The sequence below is a fragment of the Geomonas oryzae genome, assembly GCF_004117875.1.
Lineage (GTDB): Bacteria > Desulfobacterota > Desulfuromonadia > Geobacterales > Geobacteraceae > Geomonas > Geomonas oryzae.
Genome location: NZ_RAHW01000002.1, coordinates 126187 through 147008 on the forward strand (window position 1 = coordinate 126187; position 20822 = coordinate 147008).

18 protein-coding genes are annotated in these 20822 nt (G+C 59.6%); 4 read left to right on the plus strand and 14 right to left on the minus strand.

Annotated features, from left to right (window positions below; genetic code table 11):
• Positions 1 to 112: 112 nt before the first annotated feature.
• The 4 genes from D6Z24_RS05305 to D6Z24_RS05320 form a co-directional block, all read right to left on the minus strand.
• Positions 113 to 1441: an electron transfer flavoprotein subunit alpha gene (locus tag D6Z24_RS05305; protein WP_129125528.1), complete on the minus strand. Its 1329-nt coding sequence runs from the start codon at positions 1439 to 1441 to the stop codon at positions 113 to 115.
• A gap of 59 nt (positions 1442 to 1500) precedes the next feature.
• Positions 1501 to 2313, minus strand: a complete 813-nt coding sequence (locus D6Z24_RS05310; protein ID WP_129125529.1) for an electron transfer flavoprotein subunit beta/FixA family protein — start codon at positions 2311 to 2313, stop codon at positions 1501 to 1503.
• Between the two features lie 102 nt (positions 2314 to 2415).
• The gene (locus D6Z24_RS05315) at positions 2416 to 3219 is read right to left on the minus strand and encodes a GNAT family N-acetyltransferase (protein ID WP_129125530.1); all 804 of its coding nucleotides are present in this window, start codon (positions 3217 to 3219) and stop codon (positions 2416 to 2418) included.
• A gap of 2 nt (positions 3220 to 3221) precedes the next feature.
• A complete protein-coding gene (locus D6Z24_RS05320; RefSeq protein ID WP_129125531.1) occupies positions 3222 to 4076 on the minus strand; it encodes a radical SAM protein in 855 nt (284 codons plus the stop codon).
• Positions 4077 to 4848: 772 nt separating this feature from the next.
• On the opposite strand from D6Z24_RS05320, the gene draG reads away from it, so the two are divergent.
• The gene (gene draG / locus D6Z24_RS05325) at positions 4849 to 5787 is read left to right on the plus strand and encodes an ADP-ribosyl-[dinitrogen reductase] hydrolase (RefSeq protein WP_129125532.1); all 939 of its coding nucleotides are present in this window, start codon (positions 4849 to 4851) and stop codon (positions 5785 to 5787) included.
• Positions 5788 to 6264: 477 nt separating this feature from the next.
• Here the strand turns inward: draG and D6Z24_RS05330 are convergent, their stop codons facing one another.
• The 9 genes from D6Z24_RS05330 to nifV all read right to left on the minus strand — a co-directional run bounded on the left by D6Z24_RS05330 (position 6265) and on the right by nifV (position 17292).
• Entirely contained in the window at positions 6265 to 7056 is a 792-nt protein-coding gene (locus tag D6Z24_RS05330; protein WP_129125533.1) for an NAD(+)--dinitrogen-reductase ADP-D-ribosyltransferase, read from the minus strand.
• 89 nt (positions 7057 to 7145) lie between these two features.
• Positions 7146 to 7475, minus strand: coding sequence for a NifB/NifX family molybdenum-iron cluster-binding protein (locus D6Z24_RS05335; RefSeq protein ID WP_129125534.1), 330 nt, complete (start codon positions 7473 to 7475; stop codon positions 7146 to 7148).
• Positions 7476 to 7705: 230 nt separating this feature from the next.
• Positions 7706 to 7969: a ferredoxin III, nif-specific gene (fdxB, locus tag D6Z24_RS05340; RefSeq protein WP_129125535.1), complete on the minus strand. Its 264-nt coding sequence runs from the start codon at positions 7967 to 7969 to the stop codon at positions 7706 to 7708.
• Positions 7970 to 8143: 174 nt separating this feature from the next.
• A complete protein-coding gene (gene nifX / locus D6Z24_RS05345; protein WP_129125536.1) occupies positions 8144 to 8533 on the minus strand; it encodes a nitrogen fixation protein NifX in 390 nt (129 codons plus the stop codon).
• A gap of 215 nt (positions 8534 to 8748) precedes the next feature.
• Positions 8749 to 11505, minus strand: a complete 2757-nt coding sequence (locus D6Z24_RS05350; protein WP_129125537.1) for a bifunctional nitrogenase iron-molybdenum cofactor biosynthesis protein NifEN — start codon at positions 11503 to 11505, stop codon at positions 8749 to 8751.
• A gap of 156 nt (positions 11506 to 11661) precedes the next feature.
• Positions 11662 to 13125, minus strand: coding sequence for a nitrogenase molybdenum-iron protein subunit beta (gene nifK, locus D6Z24_RS05355; protein ID WP_129125538.1), 1464 nt, complete (start codon positions 13123 to 13125; stop codon positions 11662 to 11664).
• A gap of 73 nt (positions 13126 to 13198) precedes the next feature.
• Entirely contained in the window at positions 13199 to 14641 is a 1443-nt protein-coding gene (nifD, locus tag D6Z24_RS05360) for a nitrogenase molybdenum-iron protein alpha chain (RefSeq protein WP_129125539.1), read from the minus strand.
• Between the two features lie 44 nt (positions 14642 to 14685).
• A complete protein-coding gene (gene nifH / locus D6Z24_RS05365) occupies positions 14686 to 15555 on the minus strand; it encodes a nitrogenase iron protein (RefSeq protein ID WP_129125540.1) in 870 nt (289 codons plus the stop codon).
• Positions 15556 to 16149: 594 nt separating this feature from the next.
• Positions 16150 to 17292, minus strand: a complete 1143-nt coding sequence (gene nifV, locus D6Z24_RS05370) for a homocitrate synthase (protein WP_129125541.1) — start codon at positions 17290 to 17292, stop codon at positions 16150 to 16152.
• A 437-nt stretch (positions 17293 to 17729) separates the two neighbouring features.
• Here nifV and D6Z24_RS05375 point away from each other — a divergent pair, with 437 nt between their 5' ends.
• The 3 genes from D6Z24_RS05375 to D6Z24_RS05385 all read left to right on the plus strand — a co-directional run bounded on the left by D6Z24_RS05375 (position 17730) and on the right by D6Z24_RS05385 (position 19676).
• Complete coding sequence (locus D6Z24_RS05375; protein WP_129125542.1) at positions 17730 to 18107, plus strand: response regulator; 378 nt, start codon at positions 17730 to 17732, stop codon at positions 18105 to 18107.
• 9 nt (positions 18108 to 18116) lie between these two features.
• Positions 18117 to 18950: a glycosyltransferase family 25 protein gene (locus D6Z24_RS05380; protein WP_129125543.1), complete on the plus strand. Its 834-nt coding sequence runs from the start codon at positions 18117 to 18119 to the stop codon at positions 18948 to 18950.
• A 66-nt stretch (positions 18951 to 19016) separates the two neighbouring features.
• Complete coding sequence (locus D6Z24_RS05385) at positions 19017 to 19676, plus strand: HAD family acid phosphatase (protein WP_129125544.1); 660 nt, start codon at positions 19017 to 19019, stop codon at positions 19674 to 19676.
• A 339-nt stretch (positions 19677 to 20015) separates the two neighbouring features.
• Here D6Z24_RS05385 and D6Z24_RS05395 read toward each other — a convergent pair whose 3' ends face one another.
• A complete protein-coding gene (locus D6Z24_RS05395; protein WP_129125546.1) occupies positions 20016 to 20768 on the minus strand; it encodes a DUF1499 domain-containing protein in 753 nt (250 codons plus the stop codon).
• Positions 20769 to 20822 lie beyond the last annotated feature (54 nt).

Consider the following 20822-nt stretch of genomic DNA (forward strand, 5'->3'; position numbering starts at 1 on the left):
GAGAGGGTGCCCGAAGGGCGGGTGAGGGCGCCGCCATACAGGGACAGCTCGCTAATTGCCGCGCCCTCACCCTGCCCCTCTCCCGGAGGGAGAGGGGATTGCAAAGGCCCCGTCAAGCCAGTGAGGTCGAAGCTGCCGCCCTTCCCTTCACATCCCTGATCCCGGCGGTGAGTGCCGGAACCACCTCGAAAAGGTCGCCGACGATGCCGAAGGTCGCCACCTCGAAGATGGGCGCCTCGGCGTCGCGGTTGATGGCTATGATGACGTCGGAGTCCTGCATCCCGACCAGGTGCTGTATGGCGCCCGAGATGCCGCAGGCGATGTAGATCTTCGGACGCACCGTCTTTCCGGTCTGTCCGACCTGTCGGTCCTGCGGGAGCCAACCTGCGTCGACGGCGCTGCGCGAGCCCCCCACCACACCACCGAGTTCCTCGGCAAGCTCTTCAAGCATGGCGAAGTTCTCCTTGGCCATGAGGCCGCGACCGCCTGAAACGATGAACTCGGCTCCCGCCACGTCGACCTTCTCCTTACTCCCCTTTTCGGTGATGACCTCGAGTACGCGTGTGAAAATCGACGCTTCCGATACGGGACAACTCTCCTCCATGATTGTGCCGGTGGTGCCTGTGCGCTGCGCCGGCATGGGCATCACGTGCGGACGGACCGTCGCCATCTGGGGACGGAATCGGTCGCACATGATGGTGGCCATGATGTTGCCGCCGAAGGCCGGGCGGGTCTGCATCAGGTTCCCCTTATCATCGATGCCGAGACCGGTGCAGTCCGCGGTGAGCCCGGTCTTTACCCGTGTCGCCACGGCGCCTGCGAGATCACGTCCCATCCCCGTCGCCCCCATCAACACGACCTCCGGCTTGTGCTTGCCGATGAGATAACACATCGCCTCCAGGAAGGGCTCGGTGCGGTACTGGCGGAACACGGGATCGTTTATGAGATACGCCTGGTCGGCCCCGTAGCTGAAGGCGAGGTCGGCGAGAGGCTGGATGCCGCTGCCGATGATAACCGCCGAGAGCGGCACGCCGAGCTTGTCGGCGAGTTCGCGCCCGATCCCGGTGAGCTCCCAGGAGACTTTGGCCGCTTCACCGTCGTTTTGTTCGATGAAGACCCAGACCCCCTTGTAGGCCGAGATCCTGCGACGGCGTTCGAGCTCCTCCTCGTCCACCTCCTCGCCGCCGTGTTTCTCAAAGCTTGCGATGATGGCAAGTTCCTCAGGGGTGTAGAACATCTCCAGGGCGCCGGCCGGGCACGCCTTAACGCACTTCACGCAGCCGATGCATTTGTCGGCAGCGATGATCGGTTCGCCCTGTTCGCTCATCTCTACGCCGTTCACGGGGCAAACGCTCTGGCAGCGTGCGCCGCAGGCGATGCACTTGCCGCTTATCACCCGCGCCTTGCCGCGCGGCCTTTTCAACTTTTGTGGTTCAGTCATGGGTTCACCTTTTTTATATGGTGTCGGCCATCCGACTGGTCGGACTGGTCCGACTGGGGCTAGACGGCCAGCATGTCACCTGCAATCAGCCGCTCGAGCAGCAAGCGGGCGGCGCCCGCGGGGTCGTTCATGCCGTCGCCGACGATCTCCCCTTCCTTCCTCTCCGGTGAGAAGATCCGGCTTACCCAGGTGGGGGACCCCTTGAGTCCGACGCTGTTCACATCAAGCTGCAACTGCTCGTTGCTCCACACCTCCACTTCGGCTTTGGCTGAAGCAAGCCGCATGGGTACGGTCGGGTAACGCGGCCGATTCAATTCGCGCACCACGGTGATCATCGCCGGCAGTCGCGCTTCCACGATCTCGTAACGCCCCTCCAGCTTGCGCCTCACCGTGATCGTCCTCTCCACCAGATCTATTTTCTCGATCCGGTCGACAAGGGTCAGCTGGGAAAAGTCAAGGCGCACCGCGATACCGGGACCGACCTGGGCGGTGTCACCGTCGATGGTCTGCTTGCCGCAAAAAACGATTCCCACTTCTTCATCTTCGCGGAGCTTGGCTATGGCAGCGGAAAGCACGTTGCTGGTGGACAAGGTATCGGCACCGCCGAAGACCCGGTCGGAGAGAAGGACGCTTCGGTCTACTCCGAGCGCGAGCGCTTTTCTGAGCGTGGCTTCCGCGTTGGGTGGTCCCATGGAAAGCGCCACCGCCTTGAAACCATGGCTGTCCTTGAGGCGCAGACTCTCCTCCAGGGCGTGACTGTCATAGGGGTTGATGATGAAAGGAATCCCGTCTCTCACCAGCGTGTTGGTCACGGGATCGATCTGTACCTGCGTCGTATCGGGAACCTGTTTGATACAGGCGACCACAATCATAAGCCCTCCATTATTGGCATAGCAACGGGTTGAACTTTGTACTTACCGCCTTACAGCTGTACCGACATATCAAATTATCGACTTACAGCCTGGCATAACTAATCACCCCATACTTCCCATACTTGCCAAGGCAAAGACGCTTTGAGGATGGTAAGCAGGAACGACTCCAAGATACATCAGCGAGTTGTTGCCGCGGATCGAGAAACCTTTGCGTGTAAGCAGCGAGGCTGCAGCGACATTGCCGGCGGGAACATCCAGAAAGACCGCCTCGCCGGTACTCCCTAAGGCGAGTTCAAAGAGAGCTGCTCCCTGCTCATCTCCGAGCGCTCCCCACGGCCCCACTTGCATCCCCCCCTCCCAATGCTGCGTGCAAAGAAAGGAGCACTCCCCGCAAAACACCCGCCCTCTGCTGCTGGTTACCTGAAGCAGAGCCTCACGCCGGTCGCCCCAGCCGTAAGCATCCACCTCTGCGATAACTTTCCGATCAATGGGAGCGGCGGAAAAGAGTTTGGGAGCCGCACTCCCCTCCCCCACCCAGCGGTTGATACTGTCGATGGTGACGAAGCCGAGCTTGCGGTAAAGATACGCACCTTTCGCCGATGCCGTGAGCCAGATCGTTTGCACACCCGCACAAAGCAGCGCGTCAATGGCGCCGCGCATCAGTTCCATCCCTATGCCGCGCCTGCGATGTTGCGGGGAAACGAGCAGGTTGCCGATCCATCCGCTTTCGTCGTGACGCACCGAAGTCACGTAACCCACGGCTTCGTTTCCGTCCCGCTTCACCAAGCACCCCTGGGGGAAGGCCTGCAGCAGGAACTTCAGTTCCCACTCGTCGCAGATCCACCCCTCGGCGGTAGCCATGGCGATAAAAGGGGCTATATCGTCGTTGCGAAACGGTGCCGTCATGATCAGAGGGGCGCCGTGGCTAGCTGCAGGTTCTCGCCAATGAGCCCAACCGCGTCGGCACGGCACTGTTTGCAGTGTTTGAACTGCCCGATCGTTTTCTCGTTGTCGCGTCGCAACGCATCGAGCCTTTCCGCTGAAGGTGCTTCGATGTGGGCGAAATCGGCCTGCGGAATGAGGGGCATGATGTTCATCACAAAGGCGCCAAGTTCCTTGACCTTTTTGGAGATGAGCGGGATCTGATCGTCGTTTATTCCCGGGATGAGCACCGTGTTGATCTTAATGGTCATCCCGAGCTCGGCCGCAAGACTGATCCCCTCCAGTTGTTTTCTCACCAGTATCTCGCCCCCTTCTTCGCCGGTGTAGGTGGTGCCGTTGTAATGCACATGGGAGTAGATCCTGCCCCCCACCCTGGGATCGAGGGTATTGAGCGTTACGGTGAGGCTGTGCAACCCAAGCGCATGCAGAACCGGCATCTTGTCAGGCAACAGCAGACCGTTGGTGCTCATGCACTTGATAAGGTGCGGGAATTCCTGATCCACAAGCTGGAAGGTCCGGAAGGTCTCGTCGTTGAAAAGCGGATCACCCGGACCTGCTATACCGATCACCTTGATGATCGGGCCGGTGATGGGGCTCGCCATCACCTCGCGGACTCTGACGATCGCCTCTTCGGGGGAAAGCAACCGGCTGGTCACGCCGGGGCGCGATTCATTGGCGCAGTCGTGGCGCCTGGTGCAGTAACCGCACTTGATGTTGCACTTGGGAGCCACGGCGAGATGCATCCTGCCGTTTTTGTGGTGGTTGCCGCCAAAGCAGGGATGCCCCTGGATCTTCTCCATCTTTTTGCACGCTGTTGCCATGACATCCTCCTTGATCCTCGCTCCAGGCTGCCCCTGAAACGAAAAATGCCCGGTCGGATAGTGTTCTCCGCCGGGCATCGTTGCCGTCAATGTGAGATACCTCTTTGTATCTGTTGATCCTCGTTGAGCATTTAGCGTGCCAGTCCCACTGGCTGAGCACGTCTACACAATCCGCCGAACCCGTCCTTTCTGGAGATCCGCACTGCAGCATTCGTTGCCGCAAAAGGGTTTAGGCGCTTTTTCCCGACGTCGCCGCCGTAGCATATGCGTGTGTCCGACCACGCCGTTTGGAAACCGGCATTTGCGGAGTCGGCTACAGGCTCTAATGCCTATCAGATACCCATGAGACTATTTTTTGTGCACAGTGACGCGGCGTGATGGCGGCAATCTCCGCAGCTAAAGTTCTTCAGAAAATTGCGGGGACGGCACAAAGTGTGGCCACGAAGCGACGCAGGTGACCTCGCGCTCCCCCCTTTGCGAAGGGGGGACGGGGGGGATTTAGCCTTGTGTTCGCCGCACTACGCCGGTTGGACTGAATCCAAAGGTGTTGCGTCTATCACCGCGGTTGCTCGGCTTCTAGCGTCTGCTTGCACGATGACCGCTTCAGCGGGTGTTTACCTGGGCAAATCCCCTCTGTCCCCCCTTCGCAAAGGGGGGAACGTTAGAGCATGCTCTCTGGTACGAACGAGTAACCCCAGTGGCTCCCCGGAATTTCCTGAAGCGACAAGATTTTTTAGAGGGAAGCCGGAGTGGATATTGCAGCGCAAATTGCATGACTGGCCATTCTTTCCATAGCGAGGTTCTTTCCAGGGCAAGGGGCGCTTTCATCGGGCTCGCGGTCGGGGACGCGCTCGGAGCTCCGGTGGAATTCATGACCCGTGGCGAGATAAAGGGGAAGTATGGCGTCTTAAGAGAAATGGTGGGAGGCGGATGGCTTAGACTCAAACCGGGACAAGTGACCGACGACACGGAGATGTCGCTCTGCCTCGCACGGGCAATCAGCCGTGCCGGAGGTTGGAGTCTGAAGGATGCCGCCGACAACTTGGCGGGATGGCTGAAATCCAAGCCGATAGATGTCGGAGACACCTGCCGGCGCGGCATTCGGAACTACATGCTGCACGGCACCACCGAGACCCCACCGAACGAATGGGACGGCGGCAACGGCGCCGCTATGCGGACCCTGCCCATCGCCCTTTGTACCGTTGGCGACGCCACCCTTCTCGAGACCTGCACCATCGACCATGCCCACCTGACCCACAACCATCCTCTCTCCGACGCGGCCACCCTTTATCTCGGCCGGTTGCTGCATCTGGCCCTTACCGGCCGCTCCATGCAGCGCATAAGGCGCGAAGCAGCCGACCTGATTGCCCTCTACCCGAATTTCAACTTCGAGCCGTACAAGGGGCTAGCGTCAGGGTACGTGGTCGACACCATGCAGACCGTCTTCCACTGCTTCTTCAGATCACGTTCTTTCGAAGGATGTGTGACGGAAACGGTAAACCAGGGAGGCGACGCCGACACGACAGGCGCCATAGCCGGCGCACTTGCCGGTGCGTACTACGGCGAGGAAGCGATTCCTCTACGGTGGAAGAAGAAGCTGCCCAAGGGACTTGTGAGCGAGATTGTTGAACTCTCGGAGCAGTTGGTGCAGCTATCGCCGCTATTTAAAGAAAATCAGAATAAAATCCTACTGCTCCACCGCTCCGGATGATTTATCTACCGCTCCGGATAACTTATCCATCGCTCTGCACAACTTATCCATCGCTCTGCACAATTTATCTACCGCTCCGGACAACTTATCCATTGCTCTGCACAACTTATCTATCGCTCTGGACAACTTATCCGTCGCTCTGCACAACTTGTCTGTCGCTCTGCACAACTTGTCTGTCGCTCTGCACAACTTATCCGTAGCTCTGCCCAACTTATCCGTCGCTCTGGACAACTTATCCGTCGTTCTGGACAACTTACCCGTCGCTCTGCACAACTTACCCGTCGCACTGCACAACTTATCCATCGCTCTGCACAACTTATCCATCGCTCTGCACAACTTATCCATCGCTCTGGACAACTTGTCCGACGCTCTGCACGACTTATCTATCGCTCTGAACAACTTGTCCGACGCTCTGCACGACTTATCTATCGTTCCGGACAACTTATCTGTCGCTCTGGACAACTTTCACTTATCCATCTATGCAGTGCACATGAGCCGTCTGACCCGGAACTCCCCGCCGACTACAAGGCACTCCCCCTCCCCTTTTAATATCGAGTTGGGCAAGAGTTCACTGAAAAAGAAGATCTTGGCGAGCGGGACCTGCACCTCCCAGACAATGAAACCAAACTCCCAGGCGCGCTCTTCGTCGGTCGTGAATGAGTTCAGGTTGTTGAGCCGCACGATCTCTTCACGCTTCGAAAGCGTCTCCAGTTTATCATGCTCGCAGCGTTCGAAGGTGCCTCGGTACAGGGTGAGATGCTTGCGGTCGGGATATCGTTTGGCGAGTTCGTACTGGCAGTATTCGTAGAGCAGATCGAGCTGGGAGTTGATGGCGGAGGTGCGCGCGCTACCCTTGGTGCGGTCGATGGCGTACTGCAAGTAGTTTTCGTCGTGGATACCGGCGATGCGTACGTTGTGGAAGGTAGGTGCAAGCCCCATCCGGCTCTCCACCCATCCTTTCAGCACTGCTCCCTCCACGGAGTTTGAATCCATCATCCACCCTCTTAGAAAGCGGAGATAGCTGTTTTTAAGGCTCTTTCGCGCCAGGGCCGTTTCCTGCTGCCATTGATGCAGCTGGAATTTCACCGACATGTAGTCGTTGAAGACCGAGGCGCGCTCTTCGGCGGAGCTTATGCCGTCGAGTTTGTCGAAAAGGAACCGGTTCACCGCGCGCACGCCCTGGATCTCGAGGGTTTGCGGGTGGTCGTTGAAGTGACGGGAAGCGATTACCCACGGGGGAAGGTTGCAGTGGTTGAATGAATTCTCCATTGAATCGCCACTTTTGATACGGATTGAGGTTGAGGTTGAAACCGGGACCTGCACGGCTTAGCCGGAGTTTCCAGCAAGCAACTGGTGTCCTACAGCACTTTGGCAAGATCCTTCAAGACGGGCTCTATCTCGCCTTCTATCACGTACGGCTCGACGCCCAGACGTTCGAGTTCGCCCTTGGGGGCTTCACCGATCATTGAACATACGACGGCACGGCATCCTTTGAGGGCGTCGGCGGTATCTTTCAACGTATGAGCCCTGAGCGGATGCTCCGGGTCGAAGCGACAGTACTTCTCAACTGGGCGCTCTTCCAGAAAGGTGACGACCTCGTCCTCGACCTGGTAGATCAGGAAGCGTTCGACGTGCCCGAAGTGCTGGTTGATTTCCTTGCCATCCCTGGACGCGACTGCGAAAAGCATAGAGACCTCCTAAAGACAGAGAAAGACGAACTCCACCGCGTATGCCACCTGTCTTATCCGTATAAGTCCCCTCTCCCTTTGGGAGAGGGCTAGGGTGAGGGCATTGCGATCAGGCAACCTGTCGCTTCGTGGCCAAGCCCTCACCCGCCCTTCGGGCACCCTCTCCCGGCGGGAGAGGGGGATTGGCGAGAAAGGGGGACAGGCACCTGCGGAGCCAGTCCCCCTTACCTTTATGCCACCACCGGCTCGAAGGTGAAGCACTTCTTGGAGCAGGTCCTGCCGCAGGCCTGGCAACCGATACAGTTGCCGGGATTCTCAACCTTCATGAACATCTTGGCCGAATCGTCCTCGTCGACCTCTTCGAAGTTGAGTACGCCGTGGGCGCAGACCTTGAAGCAACGGCCGCAGCCGATGCAGGTTTCCTCGTCAATGGAGGTGATGAACTGCGGGGTCCACTCTTTCTTGTCCTTGGTCAAGCCGGTGATGTAAGCCATGATTTATCTCCTTTTTTCGATGTATTGATTGCCGCTTATAGATTCATTGCTTGAACTTTTAACACTCCTGCAACAACGTCCCCTCCCCTGGAGGGGGAGGGCCAGGGAGGGGGCGCGCAGCGGCTTGATAAAGCTTCCCCCCTCCCAACCTCCCCCCTCCGGGGGGAGGAGTTACTATTCCTCGTCGAGGAAGGATGCCGCGTGGTCCTTGTTCATCGCCTTGCGCAACCAGGGGGGAGGATTGCCGCGCAAAACTTCCTGCATCCGTTCGATCGACTCCTTTAGCCCCACCTCGACGTTGGTCTTCATGGGGTGGATCCGCTTGGCGACCAGCTTGGCAGCGGCCGGTCCACCGATCTGCATGGTATAGACGATGGCGCAGTCGGACAGGAGATTCGCCCTTGCAGCAATGCGGTCCTCCTCATCACTGCCGCTTTCGCCGACAGTGAGGGTCTGAACGTAATGCGCCTCCTCCGGCCCAACTTCCCACACGTGGAAGGCATCAGCCTGCCCGAAATGCATATCGATGGATTCACCGGTCTTGCTCGTAAAAGCGATTTTCATAGCGGTCTCCTTTTGAATTGAGGTAAAGCGTCTCGTCAGCGGCAAATAGGTCCTACCCACGGGGGAGGCTGGGAGGGGTAAGTCTGATCGTGCCGCTTCGCGCCCCCTCCCTGCCCCTCCCCCTCCGGGGGCGGGAATTGTAAAAGCCCGGCCAGATAACTCCTCCCCCCGGAGGGGGGAGGTTGGGAGGGGGGAAGCCTCTAGCCTCGTCGGGTTCAGTTGTGCGCCAGCTTCTGCGCTTCTTTCGCGTTTGCCTGGAAGATGTTGGCAACTTCGAAGATGAGGTTCAGCGTCCCCTGGTAGCCGACCCACATCTTGTGATGCGAGCCGAGCCGGTCGAAGACCGGCATCCCCGTCCTCAGATGTGCCCCTATGCCCAGCTTCTTGGCGGCCTGCCTGCCGTTCGAATTCGCCACCAGCAGGTCTGCGCCGGCTGCGGTGCTTTCCAGATCCTCCAGGTCACCCACGAAAAGGTTCTCTACCGGCAACAGGTCCAGCCCGCGCGTCCTCGTCGCGGCGATGGCTACTTGGATCTCGCAGCCAAGGCTCGCAAGGAAAGCGGTCATCCCCTTCAGGTGGTCTGCCTCAAGCGCAAGAGCGATCTTCTTCTGCCCGAACTGGTAATGGCAGTCGACCATGGCGTCCATGAGGCGACTCCTCCAGCGCCTGAGCTTCTCGGGAACGGGACGCCCGGAAACCTTGGCAAGCGTCGCCATCAGGAGGTCGCACTCTGCGAGTCCGGTGATCGAGGTGAAGCCGTAACTTGGGATGCCGTACTTGTCCTTCAGAACTGCGGCGGCATCAGCGAGAGAATCTCCAAAGTAGAGCGTTGCCACGCTTCTACCCGCAGCCTTGATCCGTTCCACGGCGATCCCACCTACCGACAGTGCCGAGACCGTCGCGTCTATGTGTCCGTCCAGTGCGTTGGAGATGTCGGGAACAATGATCGGGTCGAGCCCGAAAGCCTGGCATAACTCTCCGATTTCCTCGACTTCAGCCGGTGTCAGATGACATCCGGGCAGGATACTTACCTGTCCAGGTATGGGGATATCCCATTCCGGAATGGTAGCGAGAATCGCCTCGACCGCGGCGGCATACCCTTCCTGCATGGAGCCGCAATAATCCGGGGTGGACGCATGGATCACCGGGATGTGGTCATGCTCGGGATGGGACTCGCGGAACTTCACGATCGCACTCCTCACATCGTCGCCCATGGTCTCGGTCAGTCCGGTGGTCATCACACCGACGACGGCAGGCTTGAACTTCTCCATGACCCGGTTGAGCCCGAGTTTCAGATTCTCCCAACCGCCGAAGATGGCGGCCTCCTCGCTCATGCTGGTCGAGTTGAGCGCGATGGACTCCTTGAAGTGACGCGAGAGCTGCAGCCTGATGAAGGTGGAGCACCCCTGCGCGCCGTGCAAAAGCCCGAGCATGCCGTCGATACCGAGGTAGGCGAGCGTTGCGCCGAGGGCCGGCGAGTTCTTCTGCGGGTTCACCGTCGCGTTTTTCGTCGGGACCTTCACCCGTGAGCCCTTCATATCAACTGAGGCAAGACGCGCCGCGTGTCCCGCGGTGAACGCAACATCCGCCTCGAGAGCCGCTTCATCCTTCTCCCAGGGGGCCTTCCCGTTCAGCGCGGACCAGATCGGGTTGTTCACGGTCAGATCCAGCTGCTTCGCGAAGGTGACCATGCCGGAATAACCGGCGTAGGGGTGACTGCGGCCGTGGTTGATATCCAGAAAAGGCGTCTTGGTCTTGAGGGCCAGGTATTTGGTCTTTCCTCCGGCAACGATCAGGTCGGGAAGCTTGTCGTACATGACGGATAGAAGCCCGGCGGTGCTCGTGTCCGCGATGATGGAGGCGTCCTCGTGCATGAGCGCCTTCATGCGGTAGAAGTCCTCAAGCGTGGAGTTCTGCGTTCCGGCCGCGAGGATGTCGACACCAAGCTCGGCGAGTGCGTTCACCATGGACCAGGTCTTGACGCCGCCGGTGAAGAGAACCGCCCTCTTCCCGGCGAGCCGCTCGCGGTAGGGCGCCAGTTCGGCGCGGCAGGCCGCCTCGCACTCGGCGATGAGCGCCTCGACCCGCTCCTGCATGACCCGCTTCTCCAGGCCGTTCACTTGGTCGTCCAGTTCGCGGGCGATGTCGCGCAGCGCCTTCGCCACATCGGTCATGCCGTAAAAGGATTCCTCCAGGTACGGGATGCCGTAATTCTTCTGCATTTTCTTGGCGAGGTTCGTGAGGCTCTTGGAGCAGACGATGACGTTCAGCTTCGCACGGTGTGCGTAGCGCAGGTCCTCGAATTTCGCGTCGCCGCTGATGCAGGAGAGGACGCGAATGCCGAGCCGGTCGAAGAGCGGCAGCATCCCCCACAGATCGCCGGCGATGTTGTACTCGCCGATCAGGTTGATGTCGTAGTCGGTGGTGTATTCGGGCTCGGCGGTGCCGATCACGTACTTGAAGAGGGTCTCGCCCGCCAGGCGGTTGCCGATGTTCTTGTCGCCGATGAAACCGGGGGTGTTCACCGGGATCACCGGTACGCTCACCTTGTCGCGGGCCGCCTTGCAGACCGCTTCGATATCGTCTCCGGTCATGGAGGTGACGCAGGTGGCGTAGACGAAGATGGCCTTCGCCTCGGGGTAGCGCGCCGCCAGTTCCTGAATGGCGCGGTAGAGCTTCTTCTCGCCGCCGAAGATCACGTCGTTTTGCAGCATTTCGGTGGTGAAGCCGCGGCGGTAGATCTGGGAGTCGGAGGAACGCGCGCCGCGGTTGTCCCAGGAGTTTCCGGCGCAGGCTATGGGGCCGTGCACCAGGTGAATCACGTCGGTTATGGGCATGAGGACGACGCGCGCGCCGTCGTAGGCGCAGCTTCTCTCGGTCCCTTCGCCCGGTTCGGATTTCTTGCAGAACTTGGGAGCCCCGGCGTCGTGTGTTTCGCAATCTGTCGTGTCGTACCAATCCGGCTTCGCCATTGGAGCCTCCTTTCGTGTGGGGCCGAGGGGAAAACCATTAGCCACGGAGAACTTCTGAGAACATCTGAGAAAACCAAAACGCTTGAAGTTAAAACCTTGGTTTTTGCCTCTCTCCGATTTTCTCAGATTGTCTCCGTGGCTATGGTTTTTGGGGTTTTATCTCATCATCTCGAAGTTACGGTCGTCGCAGGTCTCGTCACGGATGTCGATGAACTTGTTGCAGATGGTGGTGAGCATGTTGATGGCGCCCTGGTAGCCGATAAGCGGCATGCGGTGCAGGTTCACGCGGTCGAAAATCGGGAAGCCGAAGCGGAACAGCGGCACCTTCGCGTCGCGGGCCATGAACTTGCCGTGGGTGTCGCCGATGACGGCGTCGACCGGGTCGGTCATGAGGAGGCTCCTCATGTGCCAGAGGTCCTTGTTGATGTAGATCTTGCACCCGGCGCCGTAGGGGGAAGCGTCAAGCAGCGCCTGCAGTTCCTTCTCGAGCTTCTTCGTCCCCTTGCTGCACAGGATGTGGTACGGCCGCGCACCCATCTCCAGAAGGAAGGTGACGTACCCGATCAGGTAGTCGGGATCGCCGTAGAGGGCGAACTTCTTGCCGTGGATGTACTGGTGCGCGTCGGTCATGGCATCGACGGCGCGTCCCCTCTCCGCCTTCAGCGACTCGGGGATCGCCTTGCCGAATTCCTTGGCTAGGGTCATCAGGAGTTGGTCGGTCTTCGCGACGCCGAACGGGGTCGGCATGGAGATGTGCTTGCCGGAGAAGTTCTCCTTGATCCAGCCGAAGGTCTTGGTGCTCGCGTAGGGGGCGACGGTGAGGGTCACCTTCCCGTTGATCGAGTCCGCCGCATCCTCGAGCGGTGTGCCACCGGGATAGGCACGGTAGGTGCCGTCGAGCGGGGAGTCGAAGGACTCGGAGATGTCGGCAAGGAGCGTGTTCGGGATCCCGATTTCCTTGAGGATCCTCTTGTACTCGCGGTAGTTGCCGGTATTGGCGTCGAACCCGGCGATCAGGTTCAACTTACCGGTGCAGCGTCCCTCGATCTTCTTCCCATCGGTGAGGGTCTGCAGGATGGAGAGGAGCATCGCGTCGTAGCCGTGAACGTGCGAGCCGTTGAAGCTCGGGGTGTTGGCGTAGGGGAGCGGGTAGTCCTGCGGCACGATTCCCTTGTTCCGCGCGTTCTTGATGAACGTGGTCAGGTCGTCGCCGATGACCTCCGGCATGCAGGAGGTGAAGATCGCCATCATCTTCGGCTTGTAGATGGTGTAGGCGTTCTCCAGACCCTCGTGCAGGTTGTTCTGTCCCCCGAACACCGCGCCGTCTTCGGTCATGGCGTCGGATACGGCCGGCGCAGGCTCGCGGAAGTGACGGTTGAAGGTGGAACGGTAGTAGGAGGCGCACCCCTGGGAGCCGTGCACGAAGGGAAGCGTCCCCTCGAAACCGTGCGCGGCGAGTTCCGCGCCGAGCGGCTGACAGGCGTGTGCGGGGTTGATCACCAGCGCCTGGCGGGCGAAGTTCTTCTCCTTGTACTCCTCGCTATTGATCCACTCGGAGACCCGGGTCACTTCCTCTTCGGGTATCTCGGTGACATATTTCACGGCAGCTTCTGCAGTCATAGTATTGCTCCTTTCGGCCGGAGACTAATCCGTCACACGGCGGAAGTTAAAAACGGGTTGAGGTTCTGGCGTACTAGAAAGGCGCGTTGACGAGCTTCCAGGTCGGGCTGTTCACCGCCATGTCGATGTCGCGGGCGAAGATCGGGAAGCCGTTGTAGGCGTGGTACGGACCGGAGTAATCCCAGGAGTGCATCTGGCGGAACGGGATGCCCATCTTCTGGAACAGGTACTTCTCCTTGATGCCGGAACCGATGAGATCGGGACGCAGTTCGTGGACGAACTGCTCGAGCTCGTGCTCGGAGGCGTCGTCGTAGATGACGGTCGCTTCGGGCATCTCGGGTGAGGTCCTCTCGTAGTCGTCGCCGTGGGCGAACTCGTAACCGGAACCGACCACGGTCATGCCGAGGTCCGCGTAGGCGTTCACGGTGTGGCGGGGACGCAGGCCGCCGACGTAGAGCATTACCGTCTTACCTTCCAGGCGCGGACGGTACTCGTCGATGACCGCCTGCATGATCGGGTCGTACTTGGCGATGACCGCCTCGACCCTTTCCTTGATGTAGTCGTCGAAGTACTCGGCGATCTTTCTCAGGCTCTCGCGGATCTTGGTCGGGCCGAAGAAGTTGAACTCGACCCAGGGGATGCCGTATTTCTCTTCCATGACGCGGCACATGTAGTTCATGGAGCGGTAGCAGTGGATCAGGTTCAGCTTCACCGTGTGTGTTGCGGCGATCTTCTCCAGTTCGCCGTCGCCGGTCCATACCGCCTTGACGTTGAGTCCTATTTCTTCAAGCAGAGGTTTAACGCTCCAGACGTCGCCGCCGATGTTGTAGTCGCCGATCAGGGCGATGTCGTACGGGCTTTCCGGCTCGCGGAATTCGCGGGTCCCGATGATGTGGTCGCGGATCGTGTCGTTGGAGATGTGGTGGCCAAGGGACTGGGAAACGCCGCGGAAGCCCTCGCAGTTGCAGGGGATGACCGGGATGTCCAAGTCCTTCGACGCGGTCTTCGCGACCGAGTTGATATCGTCACCGATAAGGCCTACCGGGCACTCGGAGAGGACCGAGATCCCCTTGGCGAGCGGGAAGAGCTCGTGGGCCTCTTCGAGGAGCGTCCTTAGCTTCTTGTCGCCGCCGTAGACGATGTCCTTCTCCTGGAAGTCCGAGGTGAACTGCATGGCGAACTGTGAGACGCCGTTCACGCCGGTGACCAGGTTGCGGCGCGTGCCCCAGGAGTACCAGCCGCAGCCGACCGGGCCGTGGGAGACGTGCACCATGTCGCGGATCGGGCCCCAGACGACCCCTTTGGCACCGGCATAGGCGCAACCGCGGGCGCTCATGATGCCGGGAACGGTCTTCCTGTTGCTCTTGACGCAAGCCCCCTCCCCCGCGTTCGGGGCAAGGTGCGGCGCCCTTTTCTTCTTCGCTTTATCGGGATAGATCTCCATGGCAGCATCGATCATCGCCTGGGTCGATTCCATGGTGATCCCTTCTACCTTCTTCTTCGCTTTTTCAGACATAACTGGCTCCTTTTAAGGGGCGGCGCGGGCCGCCCCTCCCGAATTTAGACCGCTGCCGCCTCGGCCACGCCCACGATGCTCTCGTCCTCGGCTTCCATGATGCCGTACTCCATGAGCAGGTCTTCGAGCTCTTCCATCTCGAGCGGGGTCGGAACCACCAGCATCTTGTTCTCGGCGATCTTCTGCGCCAGGGTGCGGTACTCGTTCGCCTGCGGGTGTTCCGGGGAGTACTCGATGACCGTCATCCTGCGCAGCTCGGCGCGCTGCACCTGGTTGTCGCGGGGAACGAAGTGAATCATCTGGGTGCCGAGCTTCTTGGCGAGCGCCTCGATCAGTTCGTATTCCTTGTCCGTTTTCCTGGAGTTGCAGATGAGGCCGCCCAGGCGTACCTTGCCGGAGGAGGCGTACTTCAGGATCCCCTTGGCGATGTTGTTGGCCGCGTACATGGCCATCATCTCGCCGGAGCAGACGATGTAGATCTCTTCCGCTTTTCCTTCGCGGATCGGCATGGCGAAACCGCCGCAGACGACGTCGCCCAGAACGTCATAGAAGACGAAGTCGAGGTCCGGGGTGTAGGCGCCGTTTTCCTCGAGGAAGTTGATGGCGGTGATGACGCCGCGCCCGGCACAGCCCACACCCGGCTCCGGTCCGCCGGACTCGACGCATTTGACGTCGCCGAAGCCGACCTTCATGACGTCTTCGATTTCGAGATCCTCGACGGTGCCGAGATCCCTGACGAGGTCCATGACGGTGTCCTGGGCCTTCGCGTGCAGGATGAGGCGGGTGGAGTCCGCCTTCGGATCGCAGCCTACGATCATGACCTTCTTGCCGATGGAGGCGAGGCCTGCCACGGTGTTCTGGGTGGTGGTGGATTTGCCGATGCCGCCCTTGCCGTAAATCGCGATCTGTCTCATGTCTTCTCTCCTTTTGGTTGCCCCGCCGACCGCCGCCGCCCTCAGGGGGGAGCGCTTAGTCACCGTCGCCGGCCAGTCCGGCGATCCTGGCACCTGGCATGCTCCTGTCGGGGCCGATAGCGGTGCGAGGCTCTTTTGATGTGCGGGGCCTAAATAAAAAAGGCGCTCCGTTACTGCTAACGTGGGCGCCTTTGCCAAAACTGCGGAATCGAATACGACGTCGTATCCTTTATTCGATTGTTGCCTTACTCTTAGCAGCTACCGTGCCAAGTTGTAATTGTAGGCTATTGCTTGGTTTTACCCCTGACCGTGTGCTTCTTCTGCCGCCTTCGAAGTTGTATACCGGGGCAACTGCCCAAGTATTGTGCAGCGTGCGGTGGCGACTTCTGGGACTTCTGGGACTATCACTACAAAGCGCGGCATCGAGTCCCCCTCCCCTTGCGGGAGGGGGGCAGGGGGTGGGGGAAGGTGCAATCATTTAGGTATCTTGTGGCTTCACCCACCCCCCCGGCCCCCTCCCGTCAAGGGTGGGGGAGAGTTGGAAACGGGACAACGGGGGGGACAGGGGGGATTTGCCTTAGCCGGCCCAAGCAGTTACGCCGCCAACGACACGCCGCGCCCCTCGTGCAGCTTCAACAGGTCCCGGGGGGCCAGTGGGCCCTTGATGCGCTGCGCTGTGCTGCGCACCTTTTCCATAAGCTCCTGCGCCTCTTCCCTCGAAATGGGTATGCCGATCTGACGATAGCTCTCCACGATTCCGTTGGTGCCGGAATGTTTCCCGGCGACGATGTGACGCGTGAGCCCAACCTCCTCCGGTGAAAAGAGCTCGTAGTTGCGCGGGTCCTTCAAAACCCCGTCCGCGTGCAGCCCGGACTCGTGCGCGAACACCTTCTCCCCCACCACCGCTTTCCAGGCCGGGACCTCACGATTAGAGGCCCGCCCGACGAGCCGCGAAACGCCCCGGAAGCGTCTCGTGTCGATACCGACGTCTATGCCGCAGGCAACTTTGAGCGCCATCACCACCTCTTCGAGAGCCGCGTTGCCCGCCCGCTCTCCGAGACCGTTCACCGTGGTGCTGATGCTGCGCGCCCCTCCCCTCACCCCGGCAAGGGCGTTCGCCGTCGCGAGCCCAAGGTCGTTGTGGGTGTGCACCTCGATCTCCAACTCCGGCACGGCCGCGGTAAGTCGCGCCACCTTCTCGTACATCCCGAACGGTTCCAGGACGCCCAGGGTGTCGCAGAAGCGAAAACGGTCGGCGCCGTGTTCTCTGGCAATGGAGAGAAGCTCAATCAGGAAGTCGCCATCGGCCCGGCTTGCGTCCTCACCTCCGACACACGCGTAGAGCCCCTTTCCCTTAGCGAAATCGAGAGCCCGCTTCAACTGATCCTTCACCCAATCCCTCGTTTTGTTGATCTTGTGCTCGATCATGATGTCCGAGACGGAGAGGGAAATGTCGACGGCCTCGACGCCGCAGGCAAGACTCGCCTCGATGTCCGGGATTACCGCGCGGTTCCAGGTGATGAGCCGCGCCGACAGGCCGAGTTCTACGAGGGCCCTGATCGACGCCCTCTCCTCCTCCCCCATCGCAGGAATGCCGCATTCCAGTTCGTGGACCCCCATGGCGTCCAGATGTCGCGCGATGGCGATCTTCTCTCGTGCGCTGAAGACGACACCAGCGGTCTGCTCGCCGTCACGCAACGTGGTGTCACCGATACGTACCTTCACGTCCTCACCCATGTCGCCTCCTTCCGGGGAACATGCGTCCCCGTGTCAAAGCGTAACGGGCGCCGTTGCCCGGAAACTGCGCCAGCCGCAGTCTGAGCAAACCTTCAGCAGGAGCTGTGCCAGATGAATGCCGGTGCTCGGTATACAGGCGCACACAGAACTGTAAGCAGCAAAGATTACGGTGTTTCCAAGGTGTCACCATTGCGCCCCGTGGAGCACCGAATACTGGTGGAGGCTGACCTGGCGTTATGCGGAGCGCTTAAAATAGCGGCACAATGAGTCGTCCAGCGCCGGGAAACGCTATTGATAAGGACGACAGGTTGGTCATAGAAGTACTCTCTTTGAAGTTTTTCGTTGTTCCACATTAACCCCGGTGCTATGATCCGCGAACCAATCATTCCACATCTGCATATTCCGGTTTTCAATTGTCCAGAACGGAGGCACATGCCATGGCTTTGAAAGACGTACGGATACTTATCGTTGATGACGAGTCCTTTTTCCGCGATTCGCTGCGGGAGACGCTAGAGAGAATCGGTTTCACCGTGGTTGGGGAGGCGGCAGACGGCAGACAGGCGGTGCGGCAATATCTGACCCACCGACCGCACATCACCATCATGGACGTCTACATGCCTGAGAAAAACGGCATCGACGCCACGCGTGAGATCCTCGCCATCGACCGGAGTGCAAATGTCCTGACGAGCAGCGCCTCAGACTGCGCAAGCGACACGCAAGCGGTGCTCAAGGTCGGTGCGAAGGGGGTTCTGAAGAAACCATTCGAAGCAAGGGAAATATACAACACCATCAGGACAGTGTTGTGTGGCAGGTAAGGAGGATACGTGCAGGGAAATAAAGGTTCGTACCAGGGCTTTTACATCAATCTCGAACGCTCCGTACGGAGAAGGGAAGCCCTTGAGCAACGGCTATCGGAGAGCGGCTTGGCGGGAAAATACCTGCGTTTTCCAGCCATCGACGGCAGCGCCATCACCTACGGTCCGGACGCCGCCCGCGGAACCACCATACTAGGATGCACGTTGAGCCATCTCAGCGTCATAAAAAGCCAGCTAGGCAAAGAACGGCACATCCACGTTCTTGAGGATGACGCCGTGCTGCACAACGACATCGACCGGGTATTCGAGAAGTTCGTGGAGGTCAAGCGAGATGATGAGTGGGATATCCTCATGACCGACATTTTTCTGCCGCCGGACCTCTACCTCTTCAAGTTTCTGCACGAAAGATATCAAAAGCTGTCCGCCACCGGTTCCATCTCATTTCTAGATATCGGGTCGTGGGAATTCGCTGGCGCCAGCTCATACTTCGTCAACAAGCGCAGCATGGATAGGTTCCTGCAGATGATGGAGCACGCTTTCCCGCCGGAAACGCCTTACGACCTGAGAATCAGGGAGCTAGCCAAGCGAGGTGAACTCAAGGTTTTCGCCTGTTTCCCATTCTTCAGCACCGTATCCGAACTGAGCAGCGAGTCCACCATATCCGGGGACTTTACACACGTGCTGCCGCTCACCGAGTACCGCCGTGCCTTTTACGTGTCGGCCGACTTGAAGGCTATCGCAGGCGACCTGGAAGCCCTTTGCACCGAAGAAGCGGACACGCTGACCAGGATCTATCTCAACCTCGTAAGGTGCCTGGTCAGTCCGCAGCACGAGGCTTTCTAGCCCCCCACCCCATCTGCCTCCGAAGTTATAGAATCCTGCGGCAAGAAGACATCAAGGAGATCTGCAATGAGAAGAATCAACGCGGCAATAGTGTCCCTTGCACTGTTAAGCGCACTCGGCAGCAGCGCGAGCGCGGCAACCACCCACTACGTCACCCTTGAGGGACTGGAAAAAAGCCTACCCGCCACTCCCATCGTCGCCGGGTTCGACATCGACGACACCGTGCTCTTTTCCACCCCAGCCTACTACTACGGCGCCAACAACGGGGAAGGTCCCGGCGGCACGAACCGCTACGGCTCCGACTATCTGGCCAACCCGCAGTTCCGCAAGGACCTGAACCAGGACCTGGACAAGTTCAGCATGAAGAAGAAAGCAGGTGAGGAACTGATCGCTATGCACAAGCGTCGCGGTGACACCATCGTCTTCATCACCAAGCGAAACTGTTATGACGACGATGCCGAGGTGATCCAAAAGCGCCTGAACAGGCTTTTCGCTCTCAGCTCGCAAGTCTTCTGCACCAACGAGAAGTCGAAGACTCCGTACCTTGAGAAAACCGGAACGCGGATCTATTACGGCGATGCCGACACCGACATCGAATATTCCATGCAGGTCAAAGGCGACAAGGTAAGACCGATCAGGGTGGAGCGGAGCAGGATGTCGACCAACAAGGGGGGATACCACCCGGGGAAATACGGTGAGGAGGTCCTAGTCGATTCTGATAACTAGGCGAAGTGGTTTAGGACTCAGTTAGTCAGCATAGGGTGACAAATCAGACACTGCTCTTTCGGCGGGTGGTTCTTAGGCAGCGGTGTTGAGCTTTTGCGATGACAGGCGGCGCAGAGAGCCTCGGTTTCAGGCTGACTCTGCCCGCCCTTTACCGCCGCGTAAATCGGTTTATGCCGCTCGTCCCGCGGGACTGTTTTTCCCTTACCTTTACCGACTCCAACGGACAAAACGGCGACCAGTCCCAAACACGCCGCCACCATCAACCAATCTCTTCCAGTCAACTTCACGATCCTCTCCCGCCATCGTCCGGATGGCGCATTTCTTCAAGTGCCGGTGCAGCTAGATATGCCCGGGAACCATCTTCGCCAGGAACGCCCGGATCCTCTTCGCATTGGTCCCGACATCGCTGATACCGACCCTGGAAACGGAACGGACGTCGAGCAGCGAACGGTCGCCGGCCGGCACGATCCTGATCGCGATGTCGTCCTTGAACCCGAACCAGCGCGTCGTGTCGGTCGCCTCTATGACCCCCTCCGCCGGACGCTCGGCCACCACGGTCCACTTCAGCTCCCGCGCGGTCAAAAGCGCCCTTTTGTACGCCTCGCCCGCGGGCATCGAGAGCACCACGGTCTTAAGGTCCGGATACGCCTTCAACTGCTGCGTGGCGACGTCGATTCCCCCGTAGCGAACCCCGGCGCCGCGCGCGCTGCTGATCGCCACGAAATGAGGCGGGTTACTGAGATCGGTGCTGATGTCGTGGATGCGCGGGTAGCTTTGCGCCTGGAAATTCCAGTAAACCGGAACGGCGAAGGCGAACAGCGCCACGATGAGGGCAAGCAAGGAGATGAAGATCCCCTTGAAGTGCCGCCGCCGGACCGACACCACGGAGGACGCGAGGGCCAGCACGGCGCAACCGAAACCGATGTAGCCGGCGGCCTTTATCATGGCGAAACCGGTCCTGAAGTTCCAAAGGTTCAGCCTGGCGCCGGGGCCGGACGAAAGTAGCAGCAGGAAGGCGCAGGCTGCGCATGCAGCGGCGAATAACGGCAGAACCAGACTTGTTCCGGCGGCTGAAGGTCTCTTCTCTTCCATACACCCTCCATTCGGGACGTCACCCCGATTCCACCAAGACGCTACGCCGGCACC